The 12,534-nt window shown below is 70.0% G+C and carries 8 protein-coding genes; 2 read left to right on the top strand and 6 right to left on the bottom strand.

The window, feature by feature from the left end:
* Window positions 1-12: 12 nt before the first annotated feature.
* From EIW28_RS05125 to EIW28_RS05115, 3 genes are read right to left on the bottom strand one after another with little or no spacing between them, the layout of a single operon-like run.
* Window positions 13-1,737 (bottom strand): ATP-binding protein, encoded by a 1,725-nt coding sequence (locus tag EIW28_RS05125; protein ID WP_125246592.1) that lies wholly within the window; start codon window positions 1,735-1,737, stop codon window positions 13-15.
* Window positions 1,730-2,473, bottom strand: coding sequence for a pyrimidine reductase family protein (locus tag EIW28_RS05120; RefSeq protein ID WP_232013800.1), 744 nt, complete (start codon window positions 2,471-2,473; stop codon window positions 1,730-1,732). The genes EIW28_RS05125 and EIW28_RS05120 overlap by 8 nt, the downstream gene beginning before the upstream one ends.
* 46 nt (window positions 2,474-2,519) lie before the next feature.
* A complete protein-coding gene (locus tag EIW28_RS05115; protein WP_125246591.1) occupies window positions 2,520-3,839 on the bottom strand; it encodes a D-arabinono-1,4-lactone oxidase in 1,320 nt (439 codons plus the stop codon).
* 93 nt (window positions 3,840-3,932) lie between these two features.
* Between EIW28_RS05115 and EIW28_RS05110 the strand changes: the two genes are divergently transcribed.
* Window positions 3,933-5,174 carry an amino acid deaminase/aldolase gene (locus EIW28_RS05110; RefSeq protein ID WP_125246590.1) on the top strand — a complete coding sequence of 414 codons (1,242 nt, stop codon included), beginning with the start codon at window positions 3,933-3,935 and terminating at the stop codon, window positions 5,172-5,174.
* 106 nt (window positions 5,175-5,280) lie between these two features.
* Here EIW28_RS05110 and EIW28_RS05105 read toward each other — a convergent pair whose 3' ends face one another.
* Window positions 5,281-7,878, bottom strand: coding sequence for a transglycosylase domain-containing protein (locus EIW28_RS05105; protein WP_125246589.1), 2,598 nt, complete (start codon window positions 7,876-7,878; stop codon window positions 5,281-5,283).
* Between the two features lie 574 nt (window positions 7,879-8,452).
* Window positions 8,453-10,093: an FAD-binding dehydrogenase gene (locus EIW28_RS05100; protein ID WP_125246588.1), complete on the bottom strand. Its 1,641-nt coding sequence runs from the start codon at window positions 10,091-10,093 to the stop codon at window positions 8,453-8,455.
* A 191-nt stretch (window positions 10,094-10,284) separates the two neighbouring features.
* On the opposite strand from EIW28_RS05100, the gene EIW28_RS05095 reads away from it, so the two are divergent.
* On the top strand, window positions 10,285-12,024 hold the full coding sequence (locus EIW28_RS05095; protein WP_125246587.1) for a GmrSD restriction endonuclease domain-containing protein: 1,740 nt from the start codon (window positions 10,285-10,287) through the stop codon (window positions 12,022-12,024).
* A 138-nt stretch (window positions 12,025-12,162) separates the two neighbouring features.
* Here the strand turns inward: EIW28_RS05095 and EIW28_RS05090 are convergent, their stop codons facing one another.
* Complete coding sequence (locus EIW28_RS05090; RefSeq protein ID WP_125246586.1) at window positions 12,163-12,480, bottom strand: hypothetical protein; 318 nt, start codon at window positions 12,478-12,480, stop codon at window positions 12,163-12,165.
* Window positions 12,481-12,534 lie beyond the last annotated feature (54 nt).

Here is a 12,534-nt window from a genome sequence, read left to right as displayed (position 1 = left end):
CGCACCGCCGAGCTAGAACGGAATGTCGTCTTCGTCGTCTCCGGCGAGGTCGAAGGGGTCGACCCTGGCGGTGGCCGAGACCGACCGGCCCGGCCTCGCGGTCGCGGGGGCGGCGCCGGCCTCGGCGGGGCGGGTGGCCCAGGCGGGGAACGGGAAGTTCACCACCAGCGGCACCGGGAGCTCGGGCTGGGCCACGAACATGGTGCCCGGCTTCGCCATGAGCACGCGCATGCGCTGAGCCTGGGTGAGGAACCCGTACTCGGGCCGGGTGGCCTCGGCCGCGTCGAGGCGGCCGACGACGCGGATCGCCGAGTTCGACGCGATCCGGCGCTCCACTTCGGACGCCGTCTGCTGGGCGCCGATGAGGATGACGCCCAGCGACCTGCCGCGCTCGGCGATGTCGAGCAGGATGTCCTTGATCGGGCTGGTGCCCTCGCGCGGCGCGTACTTGTTCAGCTCGTCGAGCACCACGAACTGGAGCGGCCGGGCCGTGCCGGCCTTCTCCTTGCGCTCGAACTCGCTGCGCAGCACCACGCCGACGACGAACCGCTGCGCCCGGTCGGGCAGGTTGTGCAGGTCGACGACGGTGACCTGCGCGTCGGAGGACAGCGCCGCCCCGCGCGGGGGCAGGTCGCCGCGGATGAGGCGGCCGATGTCGCGCCCGGAGGCGATGAGCCGCCGGATGAACGCGTTCACCGTGCCCAGGCCGATCGCCGACCCCGCCCACTCGGTGCGCGTCTCGTCGTCGGCGAGCCGCTCGCAGATGAGGTCGACCAGGTCCCGGTAGCTCGTGAGCAGCCGGCCGTCGACGCTGATCGCACCGTTGTCCTTGGGGCGGGCCTCCTTGCGCAGCCGGGCCGCGACCTGGTGGACCACCATCGTGTACTGCTGCCGGTCGTCGTCGCCGTCCGCGAACACGAACGGCAGCAGGTTCAGCTGGCAGAACTCCGCGAGCGTCCAGTAGAACGCGTCGACGCCCGTGGACCGGCACGCGACGTCCGGAATCCCGTTCGCGTCCCCCTCGCGCGGCGGCGCGAGCACCTCCACCGACTTGAACGCGCCCGGCTCCATGCCCAGGCGCCGGTACGAGTCGCGCACCGACTCGTCGATCTTCGTGTTGTCGTGGTCCAGGAGCAGCAGGTCCTCGCCCTTGACGTTGAAGATGAGCGCCTTCGTGTTCGCGGCCTCCGCGCCGAGCGCGCCCGAGTGCAGCAGGGAGTACAGCATCCACGTCGCGAACGACGTCTTCGTCGCCACACCCGAGATGCCCGAGATCGACACGTGCGCGCCCCGCGTGCCGTCGAGGAAGTCCGGGTTCAGGAACACCGGCTGCCCGTCACGCGAGAACCCAAGGGGCACTTGACGGGTCATACCGTCGAAGTACAGGGCCCGGTCGCGGTCCTCGCCCGCGGCCCGCTGCACCTCGGCGCCCGGGCGCGGCGGCACGAACACCTCCGGCTCCACCCGCGTCACCGTGACCTCGGCGGCCTCCTGCACCTGCGCCGGGAGCAGGCCCCCGGCGATGTCGAACACGTCCGAGTCGAACTGGGCGCCCTCGTGGCGGCTGCGCACTGAGGTGACCACCCCGGAGATGCGGACCGTGCCCACCCCGGGGACCTGCCGCTCCGTGGTGAGCACGTCGTCGAGCTGCGCATACGCCTCCGGGCCGACGCCGACCCAGAACGACAGGGGCGTCGCGTCCTCCGTGCCCAGCACGCGGCCCACCGAATCACTCATCGCTCGATCCTCGCACGTAGCGCAGGATCAGGTCGTCCCCGGCTTGGAGGACGTGTCGCAGGCGAAGCCGCCTCGCATGCTCGGACTCGAAGCCCTCCGCGATCCGGTACGGACCGCCGCCGACCAGCATCGCCGACACCGTCAGGTCCAGCTCGTCCACCAGGTCCGCCGCGATCAGGCTGCCGAACACGTGCGGCCCGCCCTCGCACAGGATCTGCCGCAGGCCCCGCTCGCGCAGCGCCGCCACCGCCGCCGCGAAGTCCACCCCGCCGGTGCCGACGCCGATGACGTCGGCCACCTCGCGGAACGGCGCCAGCTGCACCTCCGGCAGACCCCCCGGGCAGACCACGATCGGCCGCCGCGGTGCCTCGGTGAAGATTCCCGCCCCGGGATCGAGCCGCGCCGTGCGCGTCACGATCGCCATGACCGGCACCTCCGGCAGGCCCTGCGCCCGCCGCCACGCCTTCCGCTCCTCGGAGAGCACCAGCGGCCCGTAGTGCTCGGTGCGGACCGTCTCGGCCCCGGTCAGCAGCACGTCGCACCGCGCGCGCAGCACCTTGAACACCCGCTTGTCCGCGTCACCCGACAGCGAGCCCGAGACGCCCCCCAGCGTCGCCGCGCCGTCGGCACTGGACACGAAGTTCACCCGCAGCCAGTCCGGCTCCGGCGGCGCGTACGCCGCATAGACCTCGTCGTCGGTCAGTTCATCGAGTTTTCGGTAGAGCACCTCAGCCACGGCCACAACCTAGCCCACTCCACCGACAGCCCGTCGCACGCCCGCGCTACGCCCCCAGCACCCGCTCCAGGTACGGGTTCGCGAAGCGCCGCTCCGGGTCGTACTCCTCGCGCACCCGCCGGAAGTCCTCGAAGTGCTTGTACCGGCGCGACAGCTGCTCCGCGCCCAGCGAATGCATCTTCCCCCAGTGCGGCCGCCCCTCCGCCGCGTCGAACACCGCCTCGCAGTCCCGGAAGTACGGCACGTGGTCGTGCCGGTGGAACTGGTGCACCGCCACGTACGCCGTCCGCCGCCCCTGCGCCGTCGACAGCCAGATGTCGTCCGCCGCCGCGAACCGCACCTCCACCGGGAACGACACCGTGTGCCCCTCCCGCTCCACCATCGCGCGCAGCTCCCGCAGCACCGCCGGCAGCGCCTCCCGCGGCAGCGCGTACTCCATCTCCCGGAACACCACCGTTCGCGGCGACGTGAAGATCCGGTGCGACACGTCCGTGTACTCCCGCGCGCTCCACACCCGGCCCGCGATCCGGTTCAACCGCGGCACCAGCCCCGGGAACCGCACCCCGACCCGGTTGCTCGCCGAGAACAGCGTGTTCTCCGTGAACCCCTCGTTCCACCAGTACGACAGGCGGCTCGGCGCCCGGCTCGGCTCCGACATCGCCTGCCGGTTGTTCCGCTTCGTCAACGTCCGGTCCGTGTGCGGGAACCAGTAGAACTCGAAGTGGTCGTTCTCGGCCACCAGCTCGTCCAGGCCCTCCAGCACGCCGTCGAGCCGCTCCGGCCGCTCCACCGCGTGCAGCCGGAACGCCGGCACGCACTGGAGCGTGACCTCCGCGATCACCCCCACCGCCCCCAGCCCCAGGCGCGCCGCCGCGAACAGCTCCGGCCGCTCGAACTCCGTGCACTGCACGGCCTCACCGCTCGCCAGCACCAGCTTCAGGCCCTTGACCTGCCACGCGAACCCCCGGTACCGGTCGCCCGTGCCGTGCGTCCCCGTCGAGATCGCCCCCGAGATCGTCTGCCGGTCGATGTCGCCCATGTTCTCCAGCGCCAGCCCGTGCGCGTCCAGCACCTGGTTCAACCGCCACAGCGGCATCCCCGCCTCCACGGTCACCAGCCCCGACTTCGGGTCCACCGCCACCACCTGGTCCAGGCCCCCCATGTCGACCCGCACCCCGTCCGGCACCGCGATCCCGCTGAACGAGTGCCCCGCGCCCACCGCCTTCACCCGCAGCCCGTCCCCGGCCGCCGCCGCCACCGCCGCCGACAGCTCCTCGCAGGTCGCCGGCCGCACGGTCCGCACCGGCTCGGCCGACTCGGTGCCCGACCAGTTCTGCCAGACCGGATGCTCCACAGGGGTGCTCATGGGGACGTTTCCTTCCAACGGCTCTGTTGAACACGAGACGTACTTCACGGTAGCTTTCATCTAACCCCAGATGAGCTGCGGAAGGGAAGTCGGATGGGTATCCAGCGAGTAACGGGTGCGCCGAGGAGCGCCGCGCCCGCGGGCGCGGACCAGCGCTTCGGCGCCCTCGACCGCGCCACGGCCGGCCTCCAGCCGCCGTTCGCCGCCGTCGACCTCGACGCCTTCGACACCAACGCGGCCATCCTGCGCCGCAACGCGATCGGCAAACCGCTCCGGCTCGCCAGCAAGTCCCTGCGCTGCCGCGCCCTCATGCGCCGCGCCCTCGCCCAGCCCGGCTTCAAGGGCGTCCTCGGGTTCACCCTCCCCGAGGCGCTCTGGCTCGCCGAGGAGTTCGACGACGTCGTCGTCGCCTACCCGACCGCCGACACCGACGCGCTCCGCGCGCTGGCGGCCGACGACGAGCTCGCCCGCCGCATCACCCTCATGGTCGACTCCGTCGAGCACCTCGACTTCCTCAGCCGGCACGTCGAGCCGAACCCCTCCCGGCCGCTGCGGCTGTGCCTCGAACTGGACGTCTCCCTGGAGCTCCTCGGCGGCCGCGTCCACCTGGGCGCCTTCAGGTCCCCGGTCCGCACGCCCGACCAGGCCCTCGACATGGCCCACGAGATCGACAAGCGGCCGGGGGTGCGCCTGGTGGGGATCATGGGCTACGAGGGCCAGATCGCGGGCGTCCAGGACGCCTACAGCGCCGCGGCCCTGAAGTCGCCGATCGTGCGGCTCATGCAGACCGTCTCGAAGGCCGAGCTCGCCGAGCGCCGCGCCGAGGCCGTCGCCGCCGTCCGCCGCGTCACCGACCTCGAGTTCGTCAACGGCGGCGGCACCGGCTCGGTCGTCTCCACCGCCACCGACCCCTCCGTCACCGAGATCGCCGCCGGCTCCGGCCTCTACTCGCCCGCGCTGTTCGACGGCTACCGGTCGATCCGGCCGCTCCCGGCCGCGTTCTTCGCGCTGCCGGTGGTGCGGCGCCCCAAGCGCGGCATGGTGACCGCGCTCGGCGGCGGCTGGATCGCCTCGGGCGCGCCCGGCCGCGACCGGCTCCCCAAGCCGACGTTCCCGCTCGGGCTGCGCTACGTCGCGACCGAGGGCGCCGGCGAGGTCCAGACGCCGCTGCGCGGGCGCGCCGCCGACGGCCTCGCCGTCGGCGACCGGGTCTGGATGCGCCACGCCAAGGCCGGCGAGCTGGCCGAGCGCGTCAACACCCTCCACCTCGTGCAGCGCGGCGAGGTCGTCGACGAGGTCCCGACCTACCGCGGCGAGGGCCGCGCCTTCGTCTGACCCTCAAGCGGCGCAACGGGAACGGGCCCGGCGGGAGTGATCCCGCCGGGCCCGTGCCATGTTGTGTCGAGGCATGTCGTGGCGAGGCGCGTCGTGTCGAGGCGTGTCAGTCGCGGCCGCCGCCGCCACCGCCGCCGCCACCGCCGCCCCCTCCGCCGCCGCCACCGCCGCCGGTCGGGGTGCACAGGCCGAGGGCCTCCATGAGCGGCGTGCAATGCTCGTTCCCGCCGCCTCCGCCGCCGCCCTGCGGCTGGCCGCAGCGGGAGTCGGCCGCGCCGGTCGGGGTGGCGCAGTACGGGCTGTCGGCGTCGATGGTGCCGTCCTCGTTGACGATGTCGTCGACGATGGCGGAGCCGATGTGCTCGGCCTCGGTCCAGGGCACCTGCTCGTACTCCTTGGCCTCGATGACCCCTTCCATGAACTGCTTCCACACCGGGTAGCTCAGGGTGCCACCGAAGACGTTGTCGGTGCCGCCGTTCTTGTTGAGCAGGGGCGCCGACTCGGCGGTCGCGTTGCCCACCCAGGTGGCGATGCTCAGCTGCTTGATGGCGCCGACGTACCAGGTGTGGGCGTTGGCGTCCTCGTAGCCCTCGGCGGTCGCCTCCCAGGTGCCGGTCTTGCCGGTGTAGGGGTGGCTGATCGCGCCGCCGTCGCCGTCGATCTCGGAGCCGACCCACTGGAGGTTGCGGGCGATGCTCGCGTCCAGGGCCTCGGTCTGCTCGAGCGGGCGGATCTCGGGGACCGGCTCGCCGTCGCGGTCGAGGACCCGCTCCACGAAGTGGGTCTCGTTGTAGACGCCGTCGTTCGCGATGGTCGCGTACACGGTCGCCATGTCCTTCACCGAGGTCGGGTACTGGCCGAACGAGATGTGGTAGTAGAACGGCGAGTTCGGCGACTCCAGGTCGAGCGGGGTGCGCACGGGCGAGCCGTCCTCGTTGACCTCGTCGAGCGGGGCCAGCGGGTCGACGTTCCCGGCCCTGTCCGTGGCGAAGGTGCCGTCCGCGTTCTCGCGCACGCCGTGCCGCGAGTAGGTGATGGTGCCGTCGTCCTCGATGTAGAACCGGTACGTGACGGCGACGCCGTCCTCGTTCTGGGTCATGGTCCGCAGACCCATCTGGATGGCGTTCTCGAGGATCGCGGTGGCGCCCCACTCCTCGGCGATCGCGTACATCGGCGTGTTGCGCGAGTCGCGCACCGAGTCGGTGAGCGTCCGGTCCGTGTTCTCGGTGCGGCCGGCGTTCGAGACGGTGCCGTCGCCGATGCCCTCCATGGTCTCGAACTCGCGCGGCGAGTCCGAGTTCCACCACGAGTCCACCGACGCGCCGTTCTCGATCGCCGTGGCGGCGGTGATCATCTTGAACGTCGACGAGGGCGGGTGCGGGTTCTCGATGCCGGCCTTGTCGACGCCGAGGCCGTTCTCACCGCCGTAGTAGCCGAGGACCCGGCCGGTGCCCGGCTCGACGGCGACCACCGCGTCGGCCATCGACAGGTTCTGGTCGGCGAGGGCGGCCTTGTCGTTCGTGTTCTGGAACTCGAAGAAGCCGTCGTCGTTGACGTACTCGTCGGCCATCCACTCCTCGGCGACCGGGTTGCCCTCGGCGTCGATGAACTCGCCCGCGTCGTTCGTCATCCGCTCGAGGTCGCCGCGGCTGGCGGTCTCCCACGCGAGCTGCTGGATGGTCGGGTCGAGGGTGAGCTCGACGGTGTAGCCGCCGGTGCCGGCGTCGTGGCCGTAGAAGTCGTTCTGCGTCAGGCCCCAGCGGCTCTCGAGCTCCTCCCAGATGTAGCCGTCGGTCGGGTTGGTGATGAAGCCCGTGGGGGTGTCGTGGCCCCAGGTGCCCGGGTTCTGGAGGGCCTCCAGGGTCTCGGGCATCCCGGCGTCGAGTTCGGCCTGGACCTGGGCGAGCTGGTCCTCGCTGAGGTCCTCGGTCATCGTCAGCAGGGACTCCATGCCGTGCGTCCACCGGTCGGCGGGCGCGGTGTCGCCCTCCTCGACCAGGCGCGGGTCGAAGGAGCCGTCGCCGGCCTTGACCTGCATGACGAGCGTCATCGCCTGGCCCCAGGTGAGCTCCTCGACGGGGACGCCGAACCAGATCTGGGCCGCGGCGGCGATGCCGTAGGTGCCGCGGCCGTAGAAGTTGAGGTTCAGGTAGTGGAGGAGGATCTCCTGCTTGGAGTACTGCTGCTCCAGCTTCATGGCCATGACGGCCTCGCGGGCCTTGCGGCCGTACGACATGTCGTCGCGGATCTCCATGACCATGCCCGCGTACTGCTGGCTGATCGTGGACGCGCCCTGCGTGTCGCCGCCGGTGACGTTGTTGATCAGGGCGCGCATGGTGCCCTTGTAGTCGACGCCGTCGTGCTCGAAGAAGTCCTTGTCCTCGAGGGCGAGCAGGGACCAGACGACCTGGTCGGGCAGCTCGTCGTAGGTGTCGACGAGCTTGCGCGTGTACTCGCCGTACCCGGCGATCACGGTGCCGTCGGAGTAGGCGATCGAGGTGGACTCGCCGAATCTGAGGTCCTTGGGGGCGGGCACGTTGTCGAAGAACCAGGAGCCGGCCACGGTGACCGCGCCGAGGAGCATGAGGCACACCATGATGAGCGCCGCGTAGACGCGGCGGCGGCGCACGGAGATCTTCTTCTTCCGCTTCTTGGCCCCCGGCGGCGGCGTGCCCGGGCCGCGCTTGGGCCTGGTCGCGCTCACGACGGAGGCGCGCCCGACGCCGGCGCGGCCGGTCGCGGCGCCCGGCGGCGGCCCGGCGGGCGCTCCGGCCGGCGGCGCCGGCGGTCCCGCGGGAGGCGGCGGCGGTCCGGCGGGCGGGCCCATCGGGGGCGGCGGGACGCGGCCGGGAGGCGGTCCCGGCGGGAGCCCGCGGGGCGCGCCCGGAGGGCTCGCCTGGAAGCCGGGCCGCGGTCCCGCCGGAGGCCCTGGAGGAGATCCGGGAGGTCCGGCCGAGTGGCCCGAGGAGGGGCGGTAAACGTCGCTCATGCTCAACCATCCACGAGTTGTGAGGTGCCGGTCCTCGGCGCACGGCCCGAGTCGGCTTCGGCGAGCGCTGCCGAAGGGTGGTGGGTCCGGCCGGCACCCGCAGAACCTTGGATGTTAGCGGACCACGCCCGGTAGGCGAGGAGTGCTCGGTTTCGCGGGTGAGGAACGCCGCTTATCGCCCACCTTAGACCGCCCATGCGACCCCGCATCCGTTCAAGTGCGCCTGGTACCGCCCTATGCCGCGACATTCCGGACAGCACCGCCGACCACGACTCCGACCAGCCGTGACCTATTTCACCACGCCCCTTGCGGCCTGGCGTCCCGAGAACAGGCATCCGCCCAGGAACGTCCCTTCGAGGGAGCGGTACCCGTGCATCCCGCCCCCGCCGAACCCGGCGGCCTCGCCCGCGGCGAACAGCCCCGGCAGCGGCTCCCCGTCGGCCTTGAGCACCCGCCCGTCGAGGTCGGTGTGCAGCCCGCCGAGGGTCTTGCGCGTCAGGATGTTCAGCCGCACCCCGATGAGCGGCCCGGCCTTCGGATCGAGGATGCGGTGCGGCGACGCGACCCGGATGAGCTTGTCGCCCCGGTAGTTCCGCGCCCCGCGCAGGGCCGTCACCTGGAGGTCCTTGGTGAACTTGTTTCCCATCTCGGCGTCCCGCGCCTCGACGGCGGCCCGCACCGTCTCGTACTCCAGCAGGTTGTCCCCGCTGATCGAGTTCATCTTCGCCACCAGCTCGGGGAGCGTCGCGGCCACCGCGAAGTCCGCCCCGTGCTTCTTGAACGCCTCCACCGGCCCCGGCGCGCCCGGCAGGACCCGCTTGAGCAGCAGCTTGACGTTCTTCCCCGTCAGGTCCGGGTTCTGCTCCGAGCCCGAGAGCGCGAACTCCTTCTCGAGGATCTTCTGCGTCAGGACGAACCAGGTGTACTCGTACCCGGTGGTCGCGATGTGCTCCAGCGTCCCGAGCGTGTCGAACCCGGGGAAGTAGGGCGCGGGCAGCCGCCTCCCGGTGGCGTCCAGCCACAGCGACGACGGCCCGGGCAGGATCCGGATGCCGTGGTGCGGCCAGATCGGGTCCCAGTTCTCGATGCCCTCGGTGTAGTGCCACATGCGGTCCCGGTTGATCAGCTCCGCCCCGGCCTCCTCCGCGATCCCGAGCATCCGCCCGTCCACGTGCGCCGGCACCCCCGAGATGAGCCGCTTCGGGGCCGCCCCGAGCCGCTTCGGCCAGTGCTGCCGCACCAGGTCGAAGTTCCCCCCGATCCCACCCGACGCGACCACGACCGCACCGGCCTCGAGCTCGAACTCCCCGAGCGCCTCCCTCGTGGTGGAGGCGCCGCGCGCGGACTCGTCGGGCGCGAGCAGCGTCCCCGAAACCCCGGTCACGGCGCCGTCCGTGACGACCAGCCGGTCCACCCGGTGCCGGAACTTGAGCTGAACCCGCCCGTCCTTCACCGCCTGGCGGACGCGCTCCACGAACGGGGCGATGACCCCGGGCCCCGTCCCCCACGTGATGTGGAAGCGCGGCACCGAGTTCCCATGCCCCTGGGCGGTGTACCCGCCCCGCTCGGCCCACCCGACCACCGGGAAGAACCGCACCCCCATCGCGTGCAGCCAGGCCCGCTTCTCACCGGCCGCGAAGTCGACGTACGCCTCCGCCCACTTCCGGGGCCACGCGTCCTCGGGCCGGTCGAACGCCGCCGTCCCGAGCCAGTCCTGCCACGCCAGCTCGCGCGAGTCCTTGATCCCCATGAACCGCTGCTCCGGCGAGTCCACCAGGAACAACCCCCCGAACGACCAGAACGCCTGCCCCCCAAGCGACTGCGACCCCTCCTGATCGACGACGGTGACCGTCTTCCCCAACCGCACCAACTCAGAGGCGGCCACCAACCCAGCCAACCCACCCCCGACGACAACGACATCACTCCCCATCGCCCGACCACCCTCCTGGAACGCTACTGACGCGTAGCGCAGATATACCAGGCATGGAACCGGCAGTCAACGAAGTGCGTTCGCCTCCTGACGTCGGCAGACCCATCGAGCATCACAAATACGATAGGATTTTTCATCTTCAAGCGCCGCAAGCTTCCTCATCCCTTCGACGAGAGACGAGCCCGCGAACCATGGTAAGTGCGTACGAATCGGATCCGATCTTCGAGACTGTGCCGCGGCAGCTTTCGAACCTGGTCACCCGAATTCGCAGTGGAGAGATCGCGCTCCCCGATTTCCAGAGGGACTTCGTCTGGGACGCCGCGCGGACGGAGGAGCTGATTCGGTCCATCATCTCGAAGTTCCCCGTCGGCACCCTGCTGTTCTGGAAGCAGGGCGGGGTCGAGCGCATCGCCAGCAGGAACTTCGGCGGGGCGCCTCCCCTCCAGGGAAACATCCCGGCTGAACTGGTCCTCGACGGCCAGCAGAGACTGACCGCCCTGTATCAAGCGCTGACCGGCACGGGCGATGAGCACTTCTACCTCAAGATCGACGCTTTCGTCGACATCCAGGAGAACGAGGTCCTGGAGTTCCACAAGGTCGACTTCGACACGGCGATCATCTCGGTGCCCGCGCCGAACAGCAGCACGCGAAAGCAGAAGAGGAGCACGGTCCAGCTTGAGTCGTCGCACTTCCACATCGCCGATGTCGATGCCTTCGACGACTGGCTCGACGAGTACGTGGAAAGCCAACGAGAAGAGCCGGGGTTCGTCAGTCACAAGTACCTGAAGTCCCTGTACCGCAGGATGCGGGACAAGTACATCGTCCCCCTGCGGTCGTACGGGCTTCCGGTCTTGACGCTTCCGGACAGCACCCCCATGGAGGCCGTCTGCACTATCTTCGAAACGCTGAACCGCACGGGGAAACCCCTGGGCCCCTTCGAGCTTCTCACCGCGAAGTACTTTCCGCACCACGTCAACCTGCGAGAATACTGGATCGACGCGCAGGAACGGTGCCCGAATCTCTCTGATTTCAAGATCGATCCGTACAACATCCTGCAGGCGGTCTGCGTGCGAGTGCACGGCTCCGCGCAGCGGGCCGACGTGCTCAACAAGCTCACCGCCGACGACATTCGCGGACACTGGGATGAGGTCGTCAGCGGAATCCAACACGTCATCGACATGCTGCAGTCCGACTGTGGCCTGATATCCCCGAGGCTGTTGCCTTACGGCACGTTGATCATCCCCATGGCGGCCGTGTGGCCGGAAATCGAGAAGCTCGACGCGTTCGACCAGGCGGAAGCGAGAGAGCGGCTCCAGCAGTTCTTCTGGTGCAGTGTGTTCACCACCAACTACGATCAAGGTGCGAACAGCCAGATCGGCGCGGACTACTCGCTGCTCAAATCATGGGTCATCTCCGGCGTCGGCGACGCGCCGGAAGCCGTTGACAAGCTGCCGCTGATGGCTGAGACGCTGCGATCCGCTGGGATTCGCCGGAAGGCCCTGCACGCGGGAGTCATGTGCTTGCTCGTCCAAAGCCGGGCCGAGGATTTCCACAAGGGCAACCCCCTGACCCAATTCCGAATCTCCGCAACAGAGGTGGAATCACACCACATTTTCCCGAAGGCTTATCTCGCCAAAGTCGGGTCGAAGGAAAGCTCGGAGCTGATCCTCAATCGGACGCTCATCGACGGCAAGACCAATCGCATCATCAGCAACAAGGCACCCAGCGTCTATCTCGGAGAGATTTCGGAGAACCTCGGGCGGGATCGCATGGAATCGATTCTCGAATCTCATGCGATTCACGCCGGGACGGACAGCGGCATCTTCAACGACGACTACGAGAAGTTCTTGGACGAGCGACTGGCCATCCTTCTCGAACTTGTCGCCAAGGTTACCAAGCGGGATATCGCTCGCCCGGTGCCCAGCGCCTAGGCCCCGTCCTTGAGGGTCCTGCTCGTCGAACCTCGCAAGAGCGGCGGTCGAAGCGGCTGAACTCCTTGCGCGGCTTGCGGAGTCGTTGGCGCGGGATGACTGGTTGTCATCCCGCGCCATTTTCTTGAGGTCGGGCGGTCAAGTGGGCTTGATCAGGTGGCGCCGGCAGAGGGGCCGGGCGGGGGTGGGGCGGGGTCTGGGGGGGAGGGGGATTCGAGGGGTGGCGGGGGGTGGGAGTTCCCAGGCGGCGTGGCGGAGTTGGGTGACGAGGTGGTCGGCCGCGGATTCGATGTCGTCCTTGCGGAGGTCGTCGGGGAGGCGGTTGGAGGCGATGCGGGAGAGGATGAGGACGTTGAGGGCGGTCTCGCGGAGGAGGGTGGGGAGCGGGACGCGGTTGCGGGCTCCGGCGAGGGCCGTGATGGCGTCGGCGAGGTCCTCAAGTTCGGGAAGTGGCATTGGTGCCTCCTAGTGTGCTGTTGTCGGATGCTGTTGTGACTCTGAGGTTATAGG

This window comes from Glycomyces terrestris, assembly GCF_003933745.1.
Classification (GTDB): Bacteria; Actinomycetota; Actinomycetes; order Mycobacteriales; family Micromonosporaceae; genus Glycomyces; species Glycomyces terrestris.
Note: the sequence above shows the minus strand (reverse complement) of the source record. Positions and strands in the feature narration are given on the sequence as shown.